We start from the raw sequence: 23,919 nt of genomic DNA on the forward strand, positions 1-23,919 counted from the left end.
TCAAGCTCCCATCACCAGAATCAGCGTCGCGCAAACACACGCGTACAACGCGCCTTCGAACAAGGCTTCATGCCAGACAAAACGCAGCACGCCAAAGCGGCGCAAGACCCAGTCCAGCAGCAGGAAAATCGGCAGGGCCAGCAGTAACGCCTGGGCAATCGGCGGCAAGTAGACGCCACCCAATTCAAAATCAATGGGCAAGGGCCGGCTCTCCTTCCGTTTGGACGGGTTGAAAGTATTTGCGATGTCGCTCCAGAAACGACACCACGATCAACAACGCCACACGCATCCTGAATACCGACCACAGGTGTTCATGAACGTCTAAATGCAAGTCATCCATTTCATCGCCCAAGACACGCAAGTTTGCGAGCAACGGCTCAAGGTCAATCCCGGGCCGTCCAGAAATCAATCGTCCTGTCTCACGCACGGCAGCCAGCAAACGGTTTTGCTGTTCTGTACTCAGCAACGTGTTGCTTTGCCCCTGTTGCCTGAGCTGGTTCAAGGCCACACCCAGTGCCATGCACCCAAGGCTGACTTCGAACAGCTCGCTGGAGTCCTTGTCGTTGGTCGCCGGCAATAGTCCCAGCATCATGGTCAGGCGATCGACCATACGGCTTTCAAACGTAAATTGCTGTTCATCGGTGGCCGGCGTCTTCAGCAAAGCGTAAACCTGCTCGCAGTTTTCATTGAACAGCCGGCGTATCCGCAAAACGGGCCTGAACGGGAAGATCAAGGCGTAGACACTGAGCGCCAGCGCGGAGGCGCTGACATACGCGCCGGCAAACTCGAACCACTGAATGGCACTGTTTTGGCCGATTTCTGTGTTTTGCGGCCCCAGCAACAGAATGGTCGTCAGTCCAAGACCAATGCCTGTACCCGTGGTTGACGGACTGGCCAGCCCCACCGCGACGGCATACAGCAATGGGGCAAGCAACAAGGCGAGTAACTCGAAGTCACTGATCATCGGTATCAGCATGAACAGATAGAGCGCTGACACCACCAAAGCCAGACCCTGCCCCCTGGCAAAGCTTTGCGCGGCCAGCAACGGTCGCGGAAAAGTCGCCATCAGCGAACAGAGAATCCCCACTACAATCATCCCGCCACGGGCCCCGTCCCAAGCGGTCTCGATCCAGATCAGACCGGCTACGAGCAACGCGGCAAATGCCCGGATTGCATTCATTGCCGCCAAAGTGAAGTCCAAATGCAGCGGATTTTCCTGGCCACGGAACACGCAACTGGCTTCACGCCCGTCCTGAATCGCGTCGCTCAGTTCCAGAATCTGCGCCAGTTGCTCCAGCATCCGTGCCTGCTCCCAGCGCAGTGCCCAGGCCAATGAACGTAGGGTGGCAGGCATCGTCTCGGTGAGTTGTTCGGCCTTGTAGGCCTGGTCATCGAAACGCTGTTGCAGCGCGGAAAAATGGTGCCGCGCCTCGGTCGACAGAGAACGCCCTTGCAGGGCCAACTCATCGAGAAACGCCAGTTCTTCGGCGCGTAAACGCTGTATTTCTTCCGGCAACGCGCCTTTCCAGCGTTCGGTGAGCAGTAGCCTCTGGTGACGCAGGGCCGTCAACCGCGAAGTCAGCAGCACCAGTTGATTGCCAAGCAACTGCACCAGACTATTGGCGCTGCGCAACCGTGGCGCATCGTAATATAAATGCCGACGTACCCCCTCCAGAGCACTGATTGCGCCGAGCAGTTGCATTTGCCGCCGATGGAAATCGGCCTCGCTTTCTTCGGTTCGGATGACGGCAGCAGCGTGGGTCGCGAGCAGCTTGATGACCTGATCGATCTTGGCGAAGTAATCCCGCGCCACCGCTTCCGGCCGCGCCGTGAGAAGGCTGACCACGCACACGCAAGCCACCGCCAAAAGCGTCTCGGTCACACGAGTGACGGCCAGCAGGAACGTGCCCTCCTGATCGGGCACCGCCAGCAGCGCCACGACCACCGCCGTGTACCCGCTCAGGACAAATGCCTGGGAACTGGTGTAACGCAACAAGGTGCCGCCGGCGGTACAGAATGCCAACCACAAGGCCAGGGTGAGGATGAAAGGCAGGGGCGCCTGGGGAAAGATCGCCATGATCAACACCGCCACCACAGCTCCGAGCGTGGTGCCGATGACCTGGCCGAAACTTCGGGCCAGGGCCATGCCGCCCAATGGCTGGCTGACGATGACCACCGCCATGATCGACCACTTGGGCTGTTCAAGGTCGAACAGGAAGGCCAGATACAATGTCAGCAGTCCGGCCACAATGGTCCTCAGGGCAAACAGCAGCACCTCTCGTCCGGGGTTGAGTATCGCCTTGAAATATTGAAGCAGTGGTTGCATGGGAGCGCTCATTGAGTCATCTCCAGCAAGCGTAGTCATTGCTTCAGTGCCTCGACAGGTTTCGGTGTCGACAAAACCTGTAGGCAAATTCACCGATGAACACGACTACCTTGATAGAGCCTGTCGATTAGCTCGTCAGCCATAGCAATTGGACGGCCCTTCCTCCGCCCCTTAGGCTGATACTGCTGCGAAAGCGCCACTCTCTATATAAAGTTGCTGCCCATGATTGTGCGTCCCAAGCCGAATCTGATCGGCATGCTGTTTTCTCTTAAAGGCTCGATTGCCAAGCGCATTGCCTTGCGCAGTCTATTGGTGACCCTGCTCGCGTCGGTCATTGTGTTGGTGGAGACTTGGCACCCGGCCTATTTTTCCAAGGTCAATGCCACCCCCTTCACCTTGCTGGGGTTGGCGCTGTCGATCTTCATGAGCTTTCGCAACAACGCTTGCTACGACCGCTGGTGGGAGGGTCGCAAGCAACTGGGGCAACTGATCATCGAAGTACGCTCGTTGATTCGCGAAACCCAAGGATTGATGGCGGCGGCCGAACGTGAACGTCTGCTGCGTGAACTCTGCGGCTTCGCCCATGGCTTGATCGCCCGCCTGCGCTTTGAAAACGAGATGAGCGCGATCAAACCGTGGACGCAAGAAGCCGTAGACGCAAAGCACCCGAACATCACCGACTCACTCTTGCAGCGAATCGGTGCGCGGTGTTCAGCGCTGGTCGAGCGCGGCCAGATCAGTGAATGGCGCTATACCCAACTGGAAACCCGACTGGTCAGCCTCAGCCAGGTCCAGGCCAGTTGTGAACGAATCAAAAGCACGCCACTGCCCTTCCCTTACACCCTGTTGCTGCACCGCACCATTTATCTGTTCTGCATCCTGTTGCCATTTGCCATGGCCGAACCCCTTGGCTGGCTGACACCGGTGATCACCGCCATTGTCAGCTACACCTTTTTTGGCCTCGACGAAATCGGCGACGATCTGGAAGACCCGTTCGGCTTCGATGAGAACGATCTGCCGTGCAATGCAATTGTGCGCATGCTGGAGCGCGAAGTGCTGGCAGCACTGGGGCAAACCGAGTTGCCACCCGCCCTTGAGCCCGTCGACTACGTGCTGAACTAAGCTTGGGTTTGACTCACAGCCCGGCCTGACCGAAGCTGGTGGCTTTGCAAAAGCCTGCCAGCTCCCGGATTCCTGCATGCCTCAGTCCCGCCGCTACTTGCTCATCAGCCTCTGTTTATTGTTTGCCCTCGTCCTCGCCTGGTTTTTCCTGCGGAGCACGACGCCTGTGGTGCCGGCGGCGATCAAGCATGGCTACAGCGAAGCACTGGCCCAGGCACGCACGGGTCAACCGGGCGCGGCGCGGGTGCTTTATCAGCAATTGGGTCGTCCTGACCTGTCAACCAAGCGCCGTGTCTGGCTGCATGCCGAACTGCCCAACTACCCAAGCCCGCAAGCCCTGAAGCTGGCGGATGCGGACCTGCAACATCCATCGGCGGATGTGCGCATCGCAGCGATCAAAAGCATCAATGGGTTGGTGCCCAGTGGGCAGCGCAGCCTATTGCTGGGGCCTTTGCTCAATGACAGCGATCCGAGCGTCCGGTTTGCGGCGGTCAATGCCTTGCTGGGCCTGACCCCGGATGAACTGGGGTTGTATTTCGGCCCCTTGGAGCAAGCCATCGATGCCTGGGAGCAACTGCTCAAGGGTCAGCCGGAAAGCGCCGAAACCCAGTACCAACTGGCGCGCCTGCACTTGCACAATGCCGAGCTGAAGGAAGCGCAGCAGGCCTTGGAGCGCACGTTACAACTGGAGCCCGGTAATCTGCCGGCCCTGGTGATGCAGATCGAAGTGCTGGATAAACAGGGCCAAAGCGATGCCGCCCGGCAATTGTTGGCGAAACAGTTAAAGGCCCAGCCTGACTCGGCCTACCTGCAGCATGCGCTGGGGCTCTGGTTGCTGCATCACGGGCAAAGTGAATTCGCCCTGCTCGGCCTGTCCAAAGCCGTGGAGCTTGAGCCGGACAACAAGGATTACCGCTACGACCTGGCCACCACGCTGCATGGTGAGCAGGAGTTGGAAGCGGCGCAGAACCAGCTGCAGGAAATCGTCCAGCGCCACCCGGCCGATCGCAAGGCGCGCGTGTTGCTGATCAACTATTGGAAGGAAAGCGGACAGTTGCAGAACGTGCAGATCCTGCTGGCACAGCTGGAGCAGCTCAATCCGGATGATCCGGCGTTGCAGCAAGGGCTTTAATCAAGATCGAAAGATCGCAGCCTTCGGCAGCTGCTACAAATCAGAGCAATAAAAGGTGAACCGCCGTCTCGGCGAAAGGTCAAGTGATCAGGCAGTCCACTCAGGCACTTGCAGCCTGCTGCCTCGCTTCCCCTAGTCATGAGAGGGCATTTCTTGTCTACGTCTAACGAGTTGATCAGTGCAAAAGCCGCCACCGGCATTGAAGGTCTGGATGACATCCTGGCCGGTGGATTGTCCCGCGGCCACGTGTTCTTGCTGGAGGGTGAACCCGGAACCGGCAAAACCACCGTCGCTTTGCATTTTCTGTTGGCTGGCGCCCGTGCCGGCGAGCGCTCGTTGTACATCACCCTGTCGGAAACCGAGCGCGAGCTGCGCCAAGGAGCGTTGTCCCACGGCTGGGAGCTGGATGAGAACATCCACATCTTCGAGCTGACGCCGCCGGAAAGCCTGCTCAATGCCGAGCAACAGCAGAGTCTGCTGTATTCCTCGGACCTGGAGCTGGGCGAAGCCACCAAACAGATTTTCGAGGCGGTTGAACGGGTCAAGCCGACCCGCGTAGTGGTCGACAGCCTGTCCGAAATCCGCCTGTTGGCCCAAAGCTCTTTGCGCTACCGCCGACAGATTCTGGCCATCAAGCATTACTTCGTGCGCTACGAGGCTACGGTGCTGCTGCTGGACGACCTGACCACCGAAGCCCTCGACAAAACCGTGCACAGTGTGGCCCACGGGGTGATTCGCCTCGAAGAATTGACGCCCAATTACGGCGCCGAACGCCGGCGCATCCGCGTGGTGAAGTATCGCGGTCAGAAGTACCGGGGCGGTTTCCATGACTTCACCATCATGGGTGACGGCGTGCATGTGTTCCCGCGCCTGGTGGCGGCGGAACATCGCGGCCGTTATATCCGCCAGCAATTGACCAGTGGCATCCCGGAAATGGATGCCCTGCTCGGTGGCGGTATCGAGACGGGCTCAAGCACCCTGATCCTCGGTCCGGCCGGGACCGGCAAATCGTTGATCTCGATGGTCTTCGCCGCTGCGGCGGTGGCCCGTGGCGAAAAAGCCGCGTTGTTCATCTTCGATGAAGAACTGGGGTTGCTGTTCGAGCGGATGAAAAACATCGGCATCGACCTGAAGGCCCTGGAAGACACCGGCAACCTGCTGATCGAACAAGTGGATGCCGCCGAATTGTCCCCCGGCGAATTCTCCTACCGGGTTCGTCGTTGTGTTGATGAACGCAATATCAAAACCGTGGTGATCGACAGTATCAACGGCTATCAAGCGGCGATGCCCGAGGAAAATGCGCTGGTGCTGCACATGCACGAGTTGCTGCTGTACCTCAATCGCCAAGGCGCTGCGACATTCATGACCGTCGCCCAGCATGGGCTGGTCGGTGACATGCAGGCCCCCGTCGATATTACCTATCTGGCCGACACCGTCATCCTGTTGCGCTACTTCGAAGCCCTGGGCAAGGTTCGCCGAGCAATCTCGATCATCAAGAAACGTACCGGCAGCCACGAATCGACCATCCGCGAATACCGCATCAGCAGCCTGGGCATGACCATCGGCGAACCACTGGACGCATTCCAGGGTGTATTGCGTGGCGTGCCAACTTACCTGGGCGCGAGCAATCCGTTGCTTGAGGAAGATGTTCAGTGACGGCCATGGAGGCGATGTCCGAGCGTGCGATCATTCTTGCGCCGTTGGGACGCGACAGCCAGATCGCACTGATGATGCTCAACGAGGCAGGAGTCGACGGGGTCATCACCCGGGATCTGGGCGCGTTGTGCAATGAGCTGTCGCTAGGTGCCGGCCTGCTGGTGATTGCTTGCGAGGCTTTATTGGGCGCCGACCTTGAACCGCTGCTGAGTCAGATCGAACAGCAACCGGCGTGGTCGGATCTGCCGATCGTACTGCTGACCCACCACGGTGGCCCGGAGCAAAACCCTGCGTCGCGACTCGGTTTGCTACTGGGCAACGTGACCTTTCTCGAGCGGCCGTTTCATCCGGTCACGCTGATCAGCCTGGTCACCACGGCGTTGCGCGGGCGAAGACGGCAGTATGAAGCCAGGGACCGGTTGATTGATCTGAGCCAAAGCGAACTGCGCCTGCAAAATACCCTGGAAACCCTCGAACAACAGGTCGAGGAACGCACCGCGCAATTGCGCCATAACGAAGAGGTTCTCAGGCAGTCGCAGAAAATGGAAGCGGTCGGCCAACTCACCGGCGGTATTGCCCACGACTTCAACAACATGCTGACCGGCATCATCGGCAGCCTGGAGCTGCTGCGTCGTCGCCTGGCCCGGGGACGCACCGAAGACCTGGACAGTTTGATCGATCTAGGGGTGACCTCAGCCAACCGCGCGGCGGGCTTGACGCATCGTCTGCTGGCGTTCTCCCGTCGCCAGTCGCTGGATTCAAAACCCGTGCAGATGAACACTCTGGTGGTGTCCATGGGTGAACTGTTGCAACGCAGCATCAACGAAAGCATTCACCTGGAAATGCAGCTGGACGAGCAACTGTGGGTGGCCGAGGCCGATCCCAACCAACTCGAAAGCGCCCTGCTCAACCTGGTGCTCAACGCCCGGGATGCCATGCCCGACGGCGGAAAGCTGTTGGTCAAAACCTCCAATCAGCATCTGGATACCGCGTTCACCGAGGCACACAGCAATCTGCAGCCGGGCGATTACATCGTCCTGAGCGTCACCGATACCGGTTACGGCATGCCGCAAAGCACCATCAACCGGGCCTTCGATCCTTTCTTCACGACCAAACCCATCGGCCAGGGCACGGGCTTGGGACTGTCGATGATTTACGGTTTCAGCAAACAGTCCGGCGGCCACGTCAGCATTCACAGTGAAGTCGGAAAAGGCACCACGGTCAGTCTGTTTTTACCGCGTTTCAGCGGAGCACTGCCCCAGGACACCCGAGTCGATGCTCAACAGGCTCCTTACGCCCGGGACGGCGAAACCGTGCTGATCGTCGAGGACGATCCCGCCGTGCGAGTCCTGGTCAGTGCCGTATTGAGTGAATTGGGCTACGCCTTCGTTGAAGCGTGCGACGCCGACAGCGCGGTGCCGATTCTTGACTCCGGTCAGCGAATCGACCTGTTGATCAGCGACGTGGGGCTGCCGGGCATGAACGGCCGGCAACTGGCGGAAATCGGCCGACAGTATCGGCCTGATCTCAAGGTATTGTTCATCACCGGGTATGCCGAACACGCCGCGGTGCGCGGTGGCTTTCTTGACCCTGGCATGCAGATGATCACCAAGCCGTTCACCTTCGATTTGTTGACGGCGAAGGTGCGGGAGATGATTGCGCAGTAGTTTCGACACAGAAAGTCTAAACCCCTGTGCTGCCGTAATTTTTACCCTTTGTTTCCAACAGTCGCTGAGGGTTGGCTACCAACCTGTCGAGGCCGGATTTGATATCACGCTTGTATTGATTGCGTGCCACCTGAAAGGTCGACTTAGCTGCAAAACTCAGAGTGCTACTCAGGTTTCCATCACCCACGACAGCAGTTACCGGGTTTGATTGCAACGCCATATCAACCAGCCTCGGAATGGTATTAAAGAAGGCCCGCGTCGCCACGTCACTGGCCAGTTTTACCCCAGCTATTTCGGGCTCTCCCCCTTGAGCCGTTTGATAGGGAGCCAGTTCGGGATAAAAAGTCCGCACGCCGCTATTGGTCGCCACGACCGCTCCCTTGGTCGCCGCGGAAAAGACAACTTCTTGGGTAAACCCCTCAGCACTTAACAATTCAGGTGTATCGAACAGATTGTAGGCTGCGATTGCCATCGCCCCTTTGACCGTGATGGTGGCGGCGGTTTCGGCAACAATTCCCGACTTCGGAGGCTTTCCTGCCCAAGAGTTACCTGGAAACGCCTTCTCAATACTTTGAGCAGTGACCTCAAACCCTAGATTGCCGATCAGTGAGGGCACTTCTTTCAACGCCTCAAGATTCATTCCCGGATTTGTGAAGTGTCCAATGATGACGGGAGCAGCGGTAAACAAGGCTCCTCCAGCGGCTCCGGCTGCCAGCTCGGCATACCGACGAAAATCACCGATCTCATCAGCTTGAAGAGATCGAACCCATGAAATGCCCACGATTGCGCCATTCGCAGCGGCCGACGCTCCACCCACACCGGTTACAAGCCAGTTCACCGGGTTAAAACTGCCCAATGCGAGCGACAGTCCATATTTCATTCCCGCCCCCACAAGCTTTGCCCCAAAGTCCTGCGTCGCCGCTGCGAGCATCGCCTTGCCACTTTCTTCTCGCGAGAGTCCTGCAGAGTCCACATACTTCAGCGGATTGCAGGCAACCATTGCATACAAATTCGGTCCGTCTATCGTCCCCGCTGGGTCCGCACTCAACCAGCGCTGACGCCACGGCATGTAGTAACGCATACCGTAGTAATACAGCCCCGTGGCATCACGTTCCTGCCCCGAGTAACGAATGGTCTTGTAGCTCGCCTCCACTTTGTCCCGACCGGCCCACCACGCCGTGCCGCCATAGGGGTAGTAACTTTCCTCGCTGATGAAGCCGGCGTTTTTGTCCAGTTCCAGCGTGCTTGAGCCCAAATGGTCGGTCAGGGTGTAGCGCTGCTGATTGGCTGCGATACCCGCTGGCTGACCCTTTGCCCAATGCAGGATCTGCACGCGGCAGCGTCCGGCCTGGACACTGATCACATGCAGGGTTTCCTCAGGACTTGTGCGAATTTCAACGCCCGGCAGGTAGCGGGTTTCGTGGGTTCGGGTCAGGGTTCCGGTATAGGCGGTACGGATTTTGCGCAGGCGTTGGCCACTGCCGTCATACACGTAGCTCTCTGCATCATTGGGTTCGTCGTCACGGACCACCTGATCGACCTGACGCAGGCAGTTGAGCGCATCCCACTGCAACGCCTGGCCGCGTTGCAGCGTCTTGAGGTTGCCGTTGGCGTCGTAACCGGCTTCGATTTCAGCGTCGGTTGGACGTTCGTTACCGTCGATCCAAGGCAGGCTGCGATTGCTCAACGCCGCCACTGCGGTGCATTCGGTGCGGCTGCCACTGCCGCTGTCGGCGCTGTGGTGCAGGATTTCCAGGTTGCCGCCGGCGTCGTAGTCAAAAGTCTGCCGGTAGTTTTCCAACTGATTCGCATCGGGCAACGAGACGAACTCGGGCAACCCAGGCCCGCTTGATGCGTTGATCCGCTGCCGGCCGCGAGCCTCGATGAGTCGATAGAGGGTGTCATACCCGTAGGTGTTGATGGCGGCGATCCGTTGATTACGGAAATAGCGAATGGGCTGGGCATCGTCACTGATGCGCACCGGATTGCCCACCGGATCGTAGGTGTAGGTCAGATTCTGCAGCGGCGCCGCCCCCGGCACTTGTGCAAGCAGGGTTTTCAAGCGCCCGTCAGCCGGATCGAATGTCGCGTGGGTGACCACACCGTTGCCGGCGGTTTGATGCTCGATCTGTCCGAAGGCGTTGTATTGAATCTGACTGACCAAAGTAGTTGGCGTCAGGTCACCGGCCAGTGTCACGCAGGTTTCGTACAACTCTCCGGCCACAGTCTGATGCAAGGACTGCACGGTGCCCAAGGCATCGATGTGTTCGATCAACTCGCCGACGGCGTTGCAGCCCGTTCGCGTGACCGCCTCCTGAAGTTCCAGCAGTTGATCGCGTTCAGCTTCGGGCACTGGCCAATCGGGGATTTCGGGAGTTTCAAGAAAGCGGCGGGACTGCTCAAGCGACACGCCGAGGACACTGAACTCGCTGAAGTGCTGAGTGCCGGCGCTGTCGTCATGGCGGATCAACTGGCCGCAGCGGTTATGCCGGGCGGATTCGATGCTGGCGTCGGCGTAGGAAAAACAAAGGGTGCGTCGTTGCGCTTCCCCCACCACCTGCTCGAAACCGAACAATGGACGCATCAGTGAATCGTAGACAAACCGCTGGTGGTTGAGTTGCTCATCCCAACTCTCCAGCGCCTGATCGGCTGCACCGGTCAGGCTCAATCGCCAACCGGCATCCACATTGTTGGACAGCAACGCGCGGCCCGACAGGCTGACGAGCGTGGTTTGATTAGGGCGTGTCGATTCGTCGTCTTGATGGAGAGCAAACAGTCGTGGGTCACGGCTGTGGCTGGTACGTCCCGCGAGGTCGAGAGTGTGCTGAGTGATGTGGGCCCGGGGAGTCTGCGTGCTCGACTGCCGATGATAAGCGACACCTCGCACCGAAACGCCACGTGGCTCAATCACTGCAAGTGTCGGTGTGTCTCGGTGCATGGCGTTCAGTCTCGGCATCGGCTGTGCGCAAGCAAGCCGGAGAATATGCGAGAGACATTTATTCGCTTTTTCAGCCTCGTCGGTCAACTGTCAGAACTAACAGGTACCGTCATCAACTTCGCCCCGTGCCTGACCGCGATAGCTGGTAGACCGCTTAAAACGCTTTTTCCGCATAGAACCAACCGACCACGCTATATGACAGTGCGAGGGCTGTCACCTGCCAACTCTGACAGCTATTCAGTGCAATTCCTTGAGGTTTAAATCCCTTATGAAGTACGCAGCCCGCCTGCTTAAGGACCGCTCTGCGCTCGCCTGCCTGGCGCAGGTCAACTTTCAAGGGATGGACAGGCAATGAAGAAAATCATCGCGCTGATGTTGATGGTTGTTTTGGCGGGCTGTCAGGTTCGCGAGGAACAACAAAGAACGGGGGGAGTTTCTCCAACCCGCAGCGCTACAGCCAATGGCGCGGCGGTTGCAGCCGAACTGGCCAGACGTTATCAAGACACGCGCACCAATTGCGGCACAGCCTCAATGCCGGCGTTTCTGTGCTCGGGCATCGTATTGCGCTCGACTGTACCCTCTGCGGATTACTCAAGCTGGAATCCCAGCCCTCATTCACAACAGAGTGGCGGTGTATCGTTCTCGTTTCTGCGCAAGGATTCAAAATTCCGGGATCTTGTATTCGGCCAGATCAATGGGCTAATTTTTTATCCGGTGCTTGCCAACCCGCCTGGCAAAAGGAAGATCGAGGTGTTGTGCAGCTTCCCGATCGACGGCTGGACTCAGCTACGAGACAAACCGGGGTGCGGTTTTCACCCCTATTACCCTGTGCAAAGTCTGCGCTGCCAAACCATCGGCATCACGACAGCCGAGCAATGGATGGCGCATTGGCAAGCCGCTCCTGATCCGGCGAGTGCGCCCGCTCATCAATGCAGTTTCGATGTGCGTGACAGCATGAACCACCTGGCGGCCGACTCCTTTTACCAATCCATACGCACGAGGAATATGCTCGGCGCAAGTTGGTTCCCTCAACAAAACGAACTGATCCTGGCGGCCTGGCCACAGAACATCCCTCGAGAATTGCCCATCGAGGCGTTCTTCTATCTCTATACCACGGGCGGCTTGGCCGGCGCACAACATGATCAGAGGGACTACTACAATAAGAGTGGCGGCATGGTGGTTCCGATCGTGCAAATGGTGCTGCCCGCCTCTCTCAATCAAGAGGCGATATTCGCTTATTACCCGGCGGATCAAGTCGTACCCTGATGCCGCCTCAAGGGCCGACCTGTACGATCAAGACAACATGTCCTGCATGATCTGTTGCAAAACATCCAGATCGAACGGCTTGCCCAGGATCGGCGCTTTGCGGGTGATCGGACTATCGGTCTCGCGAATTTCCTGTGGATAGCCGCTGATGAAAATCACCTTGAGCTCCGGTCGCAGCTTCACGGCGGGTTCGGCGATCTGCACGCCAGAGATTCCACCCGGTAAGCGGAAGTCGGTGATCATCATGTCCAGATGCGGTTTGCTCGCCAGAATTTCAAAGGCCTGCTCGCCGTTTTCGGCTTGCAGCACCCGATACCCCTCACCCGACAAGTAAGCAGACAGCACCATCAAGATCGAAGGGTCATCCTCGACGATCAGTACCACATCTTGTGCATCTTCACTCATGGAAAGCCTTTGTTCGGTCAATAGCTGCTGATACGACCTTGCGGTCACTCAGAGGTTGCGTTTATCGGGCTGTTTTCCTGCAGCGGCAGACAAACGCGAAACAAGGCGCCTTCGCCAATCCGGCTCTCGACGGTGATGGAGCCACCATGGGCGGCGACAATCTGCTCCGAAATAAACAGCCCCAGGCCCAGCCCCGCTACCACGGCCTTGGCGGAAACCCGTTCGAACTGCTGAAAAATGCGCTGCTGATCCTCTTCACTGATCCCGATACCGCGATCCTGAATCTCAACCTGCGCTTGCCCGTCCTGATTGTACACGCGTACGTCGATCTGGCTCTTGGCGCCATAACGCAGCGCATTGGTCAACAAGTTGGAAATCACTTGTTCGATACGAAATTCGTCCCAGTGGCCCACCACGGGCTGCTCGGCCGTCAAGGTCACCGACGACTCGGCGGCCTCGACCTGCGGGGCGAAGTTTTGCAGAAGGTTGTTCACCAGTTGTACAAGGTCAAACCGACTGGGGCGGATCGACAGTTTGCCGGTGCGGATCCGCGACACATCGAGCATGTCTTCGATCAGGCGGATCAGGCTTTTGATCTGCCGCTCGTCGCGGTCGACCATGGCGTGCATCTTGTCCAGCGTGAATGCCGCCGCGTTATTGCGGGCCAGGTGCATTTTGCGCAACTGGGTTTCGAGAATCAGGCCATTGAGCGGCGTACGGACTTCGTGGGCAACGATGGACATGAAGTCATCACGCATGCGCACCGCTTGCTCCAGCTCATTCTGGGTGTTCTGCAACTGTTTGAGCAGCGCCTCCTGCTCCCGGCGACTTTGCTCCAGCGCTTCGACCTGATGCTTCATCGCTTTGCTCTGGCGATACAGGTCGACGAAGACATTGACCTTGCTCTTGACGGCGTGAACATCCAGCGGTTTGTGCAGGAAGTCTACCGCACCGCTTTCGTAGCCCTTGAACGCGTAATTAAGCTCACGCCCGGCGGCACTGACGAACACAATCGGGATGTTTTTGGTTTTTTCCGTGCCGCGCATCAACTCGGCCAGCTCGAAGCCGTTCATGCCGGGCATCTGCACATCGAGAATGGCCATGGCGAATTCGTGTTGCAGCAACAGCGATAAGGCTTCGTCGGCGGACAGGGCCTTGTAGACGATACGATCTTCACGCCTGATCAATGCTTCCAGCGCCAGAAGGTTTTCCGGCAGGTCGTCGACGATCAGCAGTTTGGCCTGGATGTTTCCTAACATGCGACTCCTTCCAGCATTGCCCTGTTCATGATTTGCGGTATATCCGTTCTGATTTGACCAATGCTTCAAACTGATTGCCATAGGCCGAAAAATCCAGGGTTTCCTTGCTGCCCAGTGCCAGAAAGCCCCGATGACACAGGGATTCGTGAAACAAGCCAAACGCGCGACCCTGTAGTTTTTTATTGAAATAAATCAATACATTACGGCACGAAATCAACTGAGTTTCCGAGAACACGCTGTCGGTGGCCAGGCTGTGATCGGCGAAGGTCACGTTGTCGCACAGGCTCTTGTCGAAAATGGCGTAACCATAGGCCGCCGTGTAGTAATCGGCAAATGAACGCTGACCACCAGCTTGCTGGTAGTTGTGAGTGTAGGCCCGGACATTCTCCAGGGAGAAAATCCCCTGCCTGGCTTTATCCAGCGAGCGCGGGTTGATGTCGGTGGCATAGAGGATGGTGCGATCCAGCAGGCCTTCTTCGCGCAGCAGAATCGCCATCGAATAGACCTCTTCGCCGGTGCTGCAACCGGCAATCCAGACCTTGATCGACGGATAGGTCTTGAGCAGTGGCACCACTTCCCGACGCAGCGCCAGGAAGTGCGAAGGGTCGCGGAACATTTCGCTGACCGGGATCGTCAGCAATTGCAGCAGTTGCATGAACGCGACCGGATCGTGCAGAACCTTCTCTTGCAGCGCCGAGATGGTCTTGCACTCGAACTGATTCAAGGCGTGATTAACCCGGCGCTTGATCGACGCGCCGGAGTAATCGCGAAAATCGTAGCTGTACTTGAGGTAGATCGCCTCGATCAATAAGCGCAATTCGGTTTCGGTGTCGCGCTCCACTAGATTCGTTCCATCTTCGGTAACCACACACGAATCAAAGAGAACAGACGATCCAGGTCGATAGGCTTGGCCAGGTAGTCGTTGGCGCCGGCGTGCAAGCAGCGCTCCTGATCGTCCTTCATGGCCTTGGCCGTCACCGCGATGATCGGCAACCTGCGCCAGCGCGGGTCCTTGCGGATTTGGAGGGTGGCTTCGAAACCATCCATTTCCGGCATCATCACGTCCATCAGCACCAGATCGATGTCTTCGACTTCATGCAATCGCTCAATCGCTTCACGGCCATTACGGCCGATGACCACGATAGCGCCTTTTTGCTCCAGCGCACTGGTGAGGGCAAAGATGTTGCGTACATCGTCGTCCACCAGCAGCACTTTGCGCCCCTCGAACACCTTGTCGCGGCTGCGGGCGGTCTTGAGCATCGTCTGGCGTTCATGGGACAAACGGGATTCGACCTTGTGCAGAAAGAGCGTCACTTCATCCAGCAACCGCTCGGGCGAGCGCGCGCCCTTGATGATGATCGAGCGCGAATACTTGCGCAGCTCGGCCTCTTCGTCCCGGGTCAGATTACGTCCGGTATAGACGATCACCGGCGGGAACGAGCAGATATCCTCGGTGGACATGCGTTTGAGCAAGTCGTTGCCGAGCATGTCCGGCAGCTTCAGGTCGATGATCATGCAGTCGAAAATCGTGGTGCGCAGCAAGTCGAGTGCATCCTGCGCCAGGCCGACGGCGGTGATTTCGATGTCCTCGTCGCCAATCAGTCGGGCGATGCTGTCGCGTTGCACATCGTCGTCTTCAACCAGCAATACGCGTTTGACCTTCTGCGTCAGTTTGGCTTCGAGACGGGCGAACACATCCTTGAGTTCCTCACGCGTGGTGGGCTTGACCGCATAACCGATGGCGCCCATATGCATGGCGGCCTCGACGCGGTCTTCGACCGAAATCACATGCACCGGGATGTGCCGGGTTCCGGCATGTTCTTTCAGTCGCTGCAATACCGTCAGCCCGGAATGATCCGGCAGGCGCATGTCCAGCAGAATCGCATCGGGGAAGAATTGTCTGGCCAGGTCATAGCCTTCGTCTGCGCCGTGGGCCACCAGGCATTGATAGCCCAGTTCATGGGCCAGGTCGTAGAGAATGTGCGCAAAGTTCGACTCATCCTCCACCACCAGAATGCAGCGAGTGGCGAATGGCGCCTTGTTACGATCATCGTCGAAACGCGGAATATCGACGGCGGCAATCAGCGGCACAGGCGCAGCAACCATGGCGCTTTGGGGCATGACAACCGGCGTGGCTTTCATCGTCTCGACAGGCGCGTCACCCGGCTCGACGTACTGCTGCGGCAGCACCAGGGTGAACACACTGCCCTGCCCAGGCGTACTGGTCACACTGATCGAGCCGCCCAACAAGGTGGCCAGATCACGAGAAATCGACAAGCCCAGGCCGGTGCCGCCGTAACGACGATTGATGGTGCCATCGGCCTGACGGAAGGCTTCGAAAATGCTTTCCTGCTGGTCCGGCGCAATACCGATGCCGGAATCGCCGACAATAAAAGCGATGCCGTTGCCCGGCTGAGCAGCGACGCTCAGGTTGACGGTGCCCTTTTCGGTGAATTTCACCGCGTTGGACAGCAGATTCTTGATCACTTGCTCCAGCCGCTGGCGGTCAGTGAACAGCATCAGCGGTGCATCGGCCTGGAACTGGATCTGCAAATCCAGGTTCTTTTGCGCAGCCAACGGCTGGAACATGCCTCGCAGACCTTCCACCAGACGCGCAACACTGGTGTTCTCCGGACGGACCTCAAGCTTGCCGGCCTCGACCTTGGAAATGTCGAGAATGTCGTTGATCAGGTTAAGCAAGTCATTGCCAGCGGAATAGATCGACTCGGCGAACTTGACCTGCTCGACGCTGAGATTTTCCTGAGGGTTTTCCGCCAGCAGTTTGGCCAGAATCAATGAACTGTTCAGCGGCGTACGCAACTCGTGGGACATGTTGGCGAGGAATTCGGACTTGTATTTGCTTGAGCGCTGCAATTCTTCGGCACGCGCTTCGAGCTCAACTTGAACCAGATTCAGTTCGGTGTTCTTCAGGTCCATGGCATCGCGTTGCGCGGCCAGGATCTGCCCCTGCTCGGCGAGTTGTTTATTGGTGTGCTCCAGCGCTAACTGCTGGGTTTCCAGGTGAGTCTGGGACTCCTTGAGAATCCGCGACTGCTCTTCCAACTCCTCGTTGGCGGTTTTGAGCTCTTCTTGCTGAACTTGCAGCTCTTCATTGAGTTGCTGGGCTTCGGCCAGCACTTCCTGCAAGCGCTGGCGATAGCGGGCGGCCTCGATCGAGGTGCCGATGTTACCGGCAATCAATTCGAGCAGTTCGACATCGCGATCCGTCAGCGTGCGCAGGAACCCCAGTTCGATCACACCATTGACCCGATCGTCGTCGCTGGTCGGCACCACCAGCACGCTGTGCGGTAAACCTTCGCCCAGGCCGGAGCTGACTTTAAAGTAGCCGTCTGGGACGTCATCGAGACGGATCAAGCGCGCCTGCTGCGCCACCTGACCGACAATCCCTTCGCCACTGTAAATATGCTGTTCAAGCGCTTCCTGTTCCCGGGAGAAACCGTAAGACGCGATGCGTTTCAGGCCACCATGATCTTCACGGACATAGATCGCCGCGACAGCCGTCCCTAAGTATTGGGCGCAGAACTGCAGGATGTTGCGCCCCAACAGATTGAGCGATAGTTGCCCCAAGACTTGCTCGGCCAGTTCGGTCTGGCCGTTGCGTAACCAGGCTTGCTGTTCAAGGCGGTGGGCACTGGCCTGTTGTCCGGCGAGGTTGGCGCTGTAGCTTTGGGACAGTTTGAGCAAGTCCTGACGGCCAATGTAGGCCAGCAACCCACTGATACCGGCTACGAACAGCAGATAAAGGGCGATGGTCCAGATCGTGGTGCGCCGCACTTCCTCGTTGCGTGTGCCACGCAACTGCTGCTCCATGTCGATAACGTCTTCGAATTGCTTGCGGATCTCATCGGTCAGCCGTTTGCCGCGTCCGGCCTTGACGGCGCCACGGTAGTCACCGCTGGCGCGCTGCAAATCGATCATCGATTGCGCGTAATTGGCCCATTCTGTCTGCAAGGCCTGGAGCCGGCGCAGACGATCGGTCTGGACCGGATTGTCGGCGGTCAATTCGAGCAAGGTATTGAGAGCGACGGCGATTCTCGGCTTGGCCGTCTCGTAGGGATCAAGGAAATGTTCGTCGCCGCTAAGCAGGAACCCGCGCATGCCGGTTTCCAGATCGACGGTCAACTTTATCGCTTCATTGGCATTATTGATCACCCGGTCGGTGTGCTGGACCCACTGGATCACCGACAGCAGGTAGGTGATCAGCGAAACGAAGAAAACCGCGCTGATGACGCCGACACCCAACGGCAGGCTGACGTTGCGGCTCAGGAGTTTACGGAATCGTTGCTCATCAACCGAGGACGCAGAGGTCATGGGGAAGCCTTGTCGTACTGTTGAAAAGCATCGAGTCTGCCCCAAAACGGCCGGGGCCATCCATTTTTCTGACATGTTTTGCGGCAAAAACCTGCATTTAGCTGCTCTGGGACAAAGGAGCGGTTATTCTGTGCGGCTCTTGTGCAGCTATTGTTTTTGTAGCGCGTCGGGAACCTGTCGTGATTCGTCACTTATTCACGCAAGAACCCGGCGGTTTCGATCGTCCGGCAACCGCGAATTCAACCTTTGAGAGCCCCACTATGTCCGCTGACACCTCCACCATTCTAGTCGTCGAAGACGATGCCATTGTGCGCACGCTGATCGTCGATGTGCTGGAGGAGCTCGAATTCAAGGTGCTTGCGGCGGATGGCTGTGAAGCGGCGCTGGAGTTCATCAACGATGAAGACCAGTACATCGACTTGATGATGACGGATGTAGGGTTACCGGTCATGGACGGTCGGGAATTGGCCAAGCAGGCACGCATGCTGCGTCCCGAGTTGCCGATCCTGTTCGCCAGCGGCTATGCCGAAAGCATCGAGGTGCCAGACGGCATGTATCTCATCGGCAAGCCATTCTCTATCGATCAGTTACGGGACAAGGTCAAAGACATACTCGTCCAAGCCTGAATTTTCTCGCACGCCGATTCTCTGCGCCCTCTACCCGCTTCAAGGAATACCCGTCAATGAGTCAGCCCCGCGCAACCAAAGTCCTGGTGATTGGTTACGTCTGGCCCGAACCCCGCTCTTCTGCGGCCGGTGGGCATGTGATGCAAATTCTCGATACGTTCCTGCAGCAAGGCTGGGACATCACCTTCAGTAGCCCCGCTGGCACCGGTGAGCACCGTGCGGACCTGACCGCGCTGGGCATTCGTGAAGTGCCGATCGAGTTGAACAACAGCAGTTTCGACATCTTTGTCAGCGAACTGGCCCCGGATATCGTGTTGTTCGACCAGTTCATGATGGAGGAACAGTTCGGCTGGAGAGTAGAGAAACACTGCCCCGACGCTTTGCGCGTGCTGGAGACTTCCGATCTGCAATGCCTGCGGCATGCCCGGCATGAGCGGCTCAAGGAACGCTTGAAGGCCAGTGACGACGCCAACGATTTCAGCGAGTTGTTCGCCCCGGCATTGCGTGAAGAGTTCGAGCTCATGGCCGATACCGATCTGGCGAAACGGGAGATCGCCGCGCTGTATCGCTGCGACTTGAACCTGATGATCTCCGAGGTGGAGATTGAATTGCTGGTCGAGCAGTTCGGGTTACCGCAACAACTGCTGCACTGGTGCCCGTTGATGGTCGAACCGCTGACCACTGCATCGCCGGCCTTTGAAGACCGCGCGCATTTCCTCAGTATCGGTAACTTCCGCCACGCGCCCAACTGGGATGCTGTGCTCTGGATGAAAACCACGATCTGGCCGCTGATCCGTGCGCAGTTGCCAGAGGCGCAACTGCATATCTATGGCGCCTATACGCCGCCCAAAGCCACCGCCCTGCACAATGCAGCCCAAGGGTTTCATGTGATGAACTGGGCAGAAGATGCATTGCAAGTCATGTCCGCGGCACGGGTGTGCCTGGCGCCGTTACGCTTCGGCGCGGGTATCAAAGGTAAGATTGTCGACGCCATGCTGTGTGGCACGCCCAATGTCACCACCCCGATCGGCGCAGAAGCGATGCACCGCGAACAGCCTTGGCCGGGCGTCGTGACCCAAACCGCGCGTGAGTTCGCCGATGGTGCGGTTCGTCTTTATAAAGACAAAGACCTTTGGATGAGTGCCCAATCCCATGGGCAGATGTTATTAGCCGATCGTTATCAGTCGGCGATACATGGCCCGGCACTGATCGAGAAGTTGTTGTACTGCCAGCAACATCTGACACAACTTAGAAGGGATAACTTTACCGGCAGCATGCTGCGCCATCATCATCACAAAAGCACTCAGTACATGGCGCAGTGGATTGAAGCAAAAAATCGCATTTAAGAAAATGCCGAACTTCGCCCGCCGAACGCAACAAGAACTTATCAGCACTTGAAGGGACGCCCTGCGAAACGTTCTTCTGATCGCTGTCTTCGACCACCATTCGCTATCGAGCAGCCACGGTCAGTGTCGCAGGCTGGCACAGTGAGCCTGGAAAGAGGCATGATCAACGGGCGATAACAATAAAAGTGCCCTGACATGAGCCGACCAGCCAGAGTTACCGATCCTTCCTACGAATTGATGGACGACCATAACGGGTTGTCCATCATCTATCGTCAGCACGGCTTCCCGTGCCCGTTGGTGCGCTGGCATTTCCACAAGGAATACGAGCTGCACCTGATTGTCGCCAGCTCCGGCAAGGTGTTCATTGGTGACTACATCGGTAACTTCTACCCGGAAACGCTGTTCCTGACCGGTCCCAACCTGCCCCACAACTGGATCAGCCAGGTGGCCGAAGACGAAGTGGTGCCCAAGCGCGACATGCTGGTCAATTTCACTGACGAACTGTTTGAAAGCGGCCATCAGGTGTTCGCCGAACTCAAGGCGCTTGCACCCTTGCTGGAGCGCGCGCAGTACGGCATCGAGTTTCGCTGCAAGCGCACGATTCGCCAGGCCATGACCTTGATGCAGCGCATCGCCGACACCCGGGGCATGACCCGGCTCGGGCACTTTTTCATTCTGCTGGAGTTACTGGCGGCGTCCGATGACTATCAGTTACTTTCCGGTGCCACGACGCCGCAATTGGCCGATGAACACAACATCGACCGCACCAACCGGGCGGTGGATTACATCTTTGCCCATTACGCCCGGGAACTGCCGCTGGAAGAAGTCGCCGAGCACCTGGGTCTGACGCCGACCTACTTCAGCCGAGTATTCAAACAGGCCACCGGGCGCTGTTTCATCGAATTCGTCAATCGCCTGCGCATCAGCAAATCCTGTGAGTTGCTGGCCGATGGCGACAAAACGGTGACCGATGTGTGTTTCGAGTCGGGCTTCAATAATATTTCCAACTTCAACCGGCGCTTTCAGCAGCTCAAGGGCATGACCCCGTCGCACTACCGGCGGTTGGCGGTACAGCGTTTGACCGAGCAAAACCTGGGCTAACCGCTTTTCGTAGGAGCGAGACTTGCCCGCGAAGGCGGTGTGTCAGACAAAACGCCTTCGCGGGCAAGCCTCGCTCCTACAGATCCCCCTATTCAGATCAAAAACCTATACGGATTCGATAGCAGCTAATCGCTAGATAACCGTGCCTTACGCCTCACACGCCAAACCCCAGTGCAAAAAAGTATCGGTCACAGTGCGATGGATGATTTGTCACCCCATCGATTGAAGGCTGTAATCAGTGCACATTCTTCCTGCGCAGGAAGACACAAAAACAATAACTGTCCTTCTGTACCCGCCGGGTGCAGAAAAGGAGTGCACGATGCAACCTTCTGTAAAAGCTCTGCTTGCTCTCACCTGCATGACCCTCAGTAGCGTCAGCCTCGGCGCCCAGACCCTGACCATTGCCACCGTCAACAACAGCGACATGATCCGCATGCAAAAACTCTCGAAAACCTTCGAGGCCGAGCATCCGGACATCAAGCTCAATTGGGTGGTGCTCGAAGAAAACGTCCTGCGCCAACGCCTGACCACCGACATCGCCACCCAGGGCGGACAGTTCGATGTGTTGACCATCGGCATGTACGAAGCCGCACTCTGGGGCGCCAAGGGTTGGCTGGAACCGATGAAAGACTTGCCGGCCAGTTACGCCCTCGACGACGTGTTCCCGTCGGTGCGTGAAGGCCTTTCGGTCAAGGGTACGCTGTATGCCCTGCCGTTCTACGCTGAAAGCTCCATCACCTATTACCGCACCGACCTGTTCAAGGACGCCGGGCTGACCATGCCGGAACGCCCGACCTGGACTCAGATCAGCGAATTTGCCGGCAAACTCACCAATAAGGATAAAGAACAGTACGGCATCTGCCTGCGCGGCAAGGCCGGCTGGGGCGAGAACATGGCGCTGATCACCACTGTCGCCAATGCTTACGGCGCACGCTGGTTCGATGAGCAGTGGAAACCGGAATTCATCGGCTCCGAATGGAAAAACGCGCTGAACTTCTACGTCAACACCATGAAGAAGTCCGGCCCGCCGGGCGCGTCCAGCAACGGTTTCAACGAAAACCTGGCACTGTTCAACAGCGGCAAATGTGCGATCTGGGTCGATGCCAGCGTCGCCGGCTCGTTCGTCACCGACAAGACCCAAAGCAAGGTCAGCGATCACGTCGGCTTCACCTACGCACCGCATGAAACCACCGACAAAGGGTCGGCCTGGTTGTACTCCTGGGCGCTGGCGATTCCGACCAGTTCCAAGGCCAAGGACGCGGCGAAAACGTTCAGCGCCTGGGCCACTTCCAAGGAGTACGGCGCACTGGTCGCGGAAAAAGACGGCATCGCCAACGTGCCGCCAGGCACTCGCGCCTCGACCTACACCGAGGCCTACATGAACGCCGCGCCGTTCGCCAAGGTGACGCTGGAATCGCTGAAGGCCGCGGACCCGAGTAAACCGTCCCTCAAGCCCGTGCCCTACATCGGCATCCAACTGGTGACCATCCCTGAGTTCCAGGCGGTGGGCACCCAGGTCGGCAAACTGTTCTCGGCAGCGCTGATCGGTCAGACCACGGTCGACCAGGCCCTGACCGCCGCCCAGTCAACCACCGAACGTGAGATGAAGCGCGCCGGTTATCCCAAAGTAACCGCGCAATAACAACTGTGGGAACGGGCTTGTGTGGCGAGGGAGCTTGCTCCCGCTCGGCTGCGAAGCAGTCGCAAAATTTTTGGGGCCGCTTCGCGACCCAGCGGGAGCAAGCTCCCTCGCCACACAAACCTGTTCCCGCATTGGATCTTCATTTGTCTGTTCTTAATCGGTTTTAACGCCATGAATATTTCAACTGTCAAAGCTCACATGGACATTGCCCAACCGGTACGTAAAAGCCGGTTGACCAACCCCGGCTGGTTTCTGGTCAGCCCCTCGGTAGCGTTGTTACTGCTGTGGATGATCGTGCCGCTGGGCATGACCGTTTACTTTTCAATGATTCGCTACAACCTGCTCTACCCCGGTGAAAACCAGTTCGTGGGGTTGGAGAACTTCAGCTACTTTCTGAGTGACTCGGGCTTTCTGCCCGGCGCCACCAACACCCTGTTGCTGGTGGGCAGTGTGTTGCTGATCAGCGTGGTGTTCGGCGTGTTGATCAGCGCGTTGCTGGAGGCCAGTGAGTTTCTCGGTCGCGGCATCGTGCGGGTGATGTTGATCTCGCCGTTCTTCATCATGCCCACCGTCGGTGCGCTGATCTGGAAGAACCTGATCTTTCACCCGGTCTCGGGAATTCTCGCCTACATCTGGAAGCTGTTCGGCGCGCAACCGGTGGACTGGCTGGCGCATTACCCGCTGCTGTCGATCATCATCATTGTGTCCTGGCAATGGCTGCCCTTCGCGATCCTGATCCTGATGACTGCCATGCAGTCCCTCGATCAGGAACAGAAAGAAGCCGCGCGCCTGGACGGTGCCGGTCCGGTCGCGATCTTCTGGCACCTGACCCTGCCCCACCTGGCCCGGCCGATTGCGGTGGTGGTGATGATCGAAACCATCTTCCTGCTGTCGGTGTTCGCCGAAATCTTCACCACCACCAACGGTGGCCCCGGCTACGCCTCGACCAACCTCGCCTACCTGATCTACAACCAGGCGCTGGTGCAGTTCGACGTCGGCATGGCGTCCGCCGGCGGTTTGATCGCGGTGTTGATTGCCAACGTCGCGGCCATCGTGCTGGTGCGAATGATCGGCAAAAACCTGACAGACAAAGCCTGAGGC

At 57.9% G+C, this 23,919-nt stretch carries 17 protein-coding genes; 10 read left to right on the forward strand and 7 right to left on the reverse strand.

Going from position 1 to position 23,919, the window contains the following annotated elements:
• Complete coding sequence (locus PMI18_RS05320) at positions 1-201, reverse strand: DUF1656 domain-containing protein (RefSeq protein WP_007905582.1); 201 nt, start codon at positions 199-201, stop codon at positions 1-3.
• Positions 191-2,338 (reverse strand): FUSC family protein, encoded by a 2,148-nt coding sequence (locus PMI18_RS05315; protein ID WP_007905583.1) that lies wholly within the window; start codon positions 2,336-2,338, stop codon positions 191-193. The genes PMI18_RS05320 and PMI18_RS05315 overlap by 11 nt, the downstream gene beginning before the upstream one ends.
• Positions 2,339-2,548: 210 nt before the next feature.
• On the opposite strand from PMI18_RS05315, the gene PMI18_RS05310 reads away from it, so the two are divergent.
• From PMI18_RS05310 to PMI18_RS05295, 4 genes are all read left to right on the forward strand, one after another.
• Positions 2,549-3,448 carry a bestrophin family protein gene (locus tag PMI18_RS05310; protein WP_007905585.1) on the forward strand — a complete coding sequence of 300 codons (900 nt, stop codon included), beginning with the start codon at positions 2,549-2,551 and terminating at the stop codon, positions 3,446-3,448.
• A gap of 76 nt (positions 3,449-3,524) precedes the next feature.
• Positions 3,525-4,580, forward strand: coding sequence for a tetratricopeptide repeat protein (locus PMI18_RS05305; protein ID WP_007905587.1), 1,056 nt, complete (start codon positions 3,525-3,527; stop codon positions 4,578-4,580).
• 153 nt (positions 4,581-4,733) lie between these two features.
• On the forward strand, positions 4,734-6,236 hold the full coding sequence (locus PMI18_RS05300) for an ATPase domain-containing protein (RefSeq protein WP_007905590.1): 1,503 nt from the start codon (positions 4,734-4,736) through the stop codon (positions 6,234-6,236).
• A gap of 5 nt (positions 6,237-6,241) precedes the next feature.
• Positions 6,242-7,903 carry an ATP-binding protein gene (locus PMI18_RS05295; protein ID WP_443200877.1) on the forward strand — a complete coding sequence of 554 codons (1,662 nt, stop codon included), beginning with the start codon at positions 6,242-6,244 and terminating at the stop codon, positions 7,901-7,903.
• Positions 7,904-7,919: 16 nt separating this feature from the next.
• On the opposite strand, the gene PMI18_RS05290 is transcribed toward PMI18_RS05295, so the two are convergent.
• Positions 7,920-10,814, reverse strand: a complete 2,895-nt coding sequence (locus tag PMI18_RS05290) for an RHS repeat-associated core domain-containing protein (RefSeq protein ID WP_238542622.1) — start codon at positions 10,812-10,814, stop codon at positions 7,920-7,922.
• A 378-nt stretch (positions 10,815-11,192) separates the two neighbouring features.
• Here PMI18_RS05290 and PMI18_RS05285 point away from each other — a divergent pair, with 378 nt between their 5' ends.
• Entirely contained in the window at positions 11,193-12,107 is a 915-nt protein-coding gene (locus PMI18_RS05285) for a hypothetical protein (protein ID WP_007905600.1), read from the forward strand.
• A 27-nt stretch (positions 12,108-12,134) separates the two neighbouring features.
• Here the strand turns inward: PMI18_RS05285 and PMI18_RS05280 are convergent, their stop codons facing one another.
• From PMI18_RS05280 to PMI18_RS05265, 4 genes are read right to left on the reverse strand one after another with little or no spacing between them, the layout of a single operon-like run.
• Positions 12,135-12,512, reverse strand: a complete 378-nt coding sequence (locus PMI18_RS05280; RefSeq protein ID WP_007905602.1) for a response regulator — start codon at positions 12,510-12,512, stop codon at positions 12,135-12,137.
• Between the two features lie 44 nt (positions 12,513-12,556).
• Positions 12,557-13,771: a hybrid sensor histidine kinase/response regulator gene (locus PMI18_RS05275; protein ID WP_007905604.1), complete on the reverse strand. Its 1,215-nt coding sequence runs from the start codon at positions 13,769-13,771 to the stop codon at positions 12,557-12,559.
• Positions 13,772-13,796: 25 nt separating this feature from the next.
• A complete protein-coding gene (locus PMI18_RS05270; RefSeq protein WP_007905605.1) occupies positions 13,797-14,612 on the reverse strand; it encodes a CheR family methyltransferase in 816 nt (271 codons plus the stop codon).
• Positions 14,612-18,103 (reverse strand): response regulator, encoded by a 3,492-nt coding sequence (locus PMI18_RS05265; RefSeq protein WP_007905606.1) that lies wholly within the window; start codon positions 18,101-18,103, stop codon positions 14,612-14,614. The genes PMI18_RS05270 and PMI18_RS05265 overlap by 1 nt, the downstream gene beginning before the upstream one ends.
• Positions 18,104-18,363: 260 nt before the next feature.
• Between PMI18_RS05265 and PMI18_RS05260 the strand changes: the two genes are divergently transcribed.
• The 5 genes from PMI18_RS05260 to PMI18_RS05240 all read left to right on the forward strand — a co-directional run bounded on the left by PMI18_RS05260 (position 18,364) and on the right by PMI18_RS05240 (position 23,916).
• Complete coding sequence (locus tag PMI18_RS05260) at positions 18,364-18,729, forward strand: response regulator (RefSeq protein ID WP_007905607.1); 366 nt, start codon at positions 18,364-18,366, stop codon at positions 18,727-18,729.
• A gap of 56 nt (positions 18,730-18,785) precedes the next feature.
• Positions 18,786-20,075 carry a glycosyltransferase gene (locus PMI18_RS05255; protein WP_007905609.1) on the forward strand — a complete coding sequence of 430 codons (1,290 nt, stop codon included), beginning with the start codon at positions 18,786-18,788 and terminating at the stop codon, positions 20,073-20,075.
• Positions 20,076-20,270: 195 nt separating this feature from the next.
• Positions 20,271-21,176 (forward strand): AraC family transcriptional regulator, encoded by a 906-nt coding sequence (locus PMI18_RS05250; RefSeq protein WP_007905611.1) that lies wholly within the window; start codon positions 20,271-20,273, stop codon positions 21,174-21,176.
• A 319-nt stretch (positions 21,177-21,495) separates the two neighbouring features.
• Positions 21,496-22,818, forward strand: a complete 1,323-nt coding sequence (locus PMI18_RS05245; RefSeq protein ID WP_007905613.1) for an ABC transporter substrate-binding protein — start codon at positions 21,496-21,498, stop codon at positions 22,816-22,818.
• Between the two features lie 171 nt (positions 22,819-22,989).
• Positions 22,990-23,916: a carbohydrate ABC transporter permease gene (locus PMI18_RS05240; RefSeq protein WP_007905615.1), complete on the forward strand. Its 927-nt coding sequence runs from the start codon at positions 22,990-22,992 to the stop codon at positions 23,914-23,916.
• Positions 23,917-23,919: the final 3 nt, after the last annotated feature.

This window comes from Pseudomonas sp. GM102 (assembly GCF_000282555.1).
Lineage (GTDB): Bacteria > Pseudomonadota > Gammaproteobacteria > Pseudomonadales > Pseudomonadaceae > Aquipseudomonas.

Excerpts from the sequence above, each read along its gene's own strand:
- PMI18_RS05280 (WP_007905602.1), bottom strand. The coding sequence starts at position 12,512 with ATGAGTGAAGATGCACAAGATGTGGTACTGATCGTCGAGGATGACCCT.
- PMI18_RS05260 (WP_007905607.1), top strand. The coding sequence starts at position 18,364 with ATGTCCGCTGACACCTCCACCATTCTAGTCGTCGAAGACGATGCCATT.
- PMI18_RS05250 (WP_007905611.1), top strand. The coding sequence starts at position 20,271 with ATGAGCCGACCAGCCAGAGTTACCGATCCTTCCTACGAATTGATGGAC.
- PMI18_RS05305 (WP_007905587.1), top strand. The coding sequence starts at position 3,525 with ATGCCTCAGTCCCGCCGCTACTTGCTCATCAGCCTCTGTTTATTGTTT.
- PMI18_RS05265 (WP_007905606.1), bottom strand. The coding sequence starts at position 18,103 with ATGACCTCTGCGTCCTCGGTTGATGAGCAACGATTCCGTAAACTCCTG.
- PMI18_RS05245 (WP_007905613.1), top strand. The coding sequence starts at position 21,496 with ATGCAACCTTCTGTAAAAGCTCTGCTTGCTCTCACCTGCATGACCCTC.
- PMI18_RS05240 (WP_007905615.1), top strand. The coding sequence starts at position 22,990 with ATGAATATTTCAACTGTCAAAGCTCACATGGACATTGCCCAACCGGTA.
- PMI18_RS05315 (WP_007905583.1), bottom strand. The coding sequence starts at position 2,338 with ATGAGCGCTCCCATGCAACCACTGCTTCAATATTTCAAGGCGATACTC.
- PMI18_RS05310 (WP_007905585.1), top strand. The coding sequence starts at position 2,549 with ATGATTGTGCGTCCCAAGCCGAATCTGATCGGCATGCTGTTTTCTCTT.
- PMI18_RS05285 (WP_007905600.1), top strand. The coding sequence starts at position 11,193 with ATGAAGAAAATCATCGCGCTGATGTTGATGGTTGTTTTGGCGGGCTGT.
- PMI18_RS05295 (WP_443200877.1), top strand. The coding sequence starts at position 6,242 with ATGGAGGCGATGTCCGAGCGTGCGATCATTCTTGCGCCGTTGGGACGC.
- PMI18_RS05275 (WP_007905604.1), bottom strand. The coding sequence starts at position 13,771 with ATGTTAGGAAACATCCAGGCCAAACTGCTGATCGTCGACGACCTGCCG.
- PMI18_RS05255 (WP_007905609.1), top strand. The coding sequence starts at position 18,786 with ATGAGTCAGCCCCGCGCAACCAAAGTCCTGGTGATTGGTTACGTCTGG.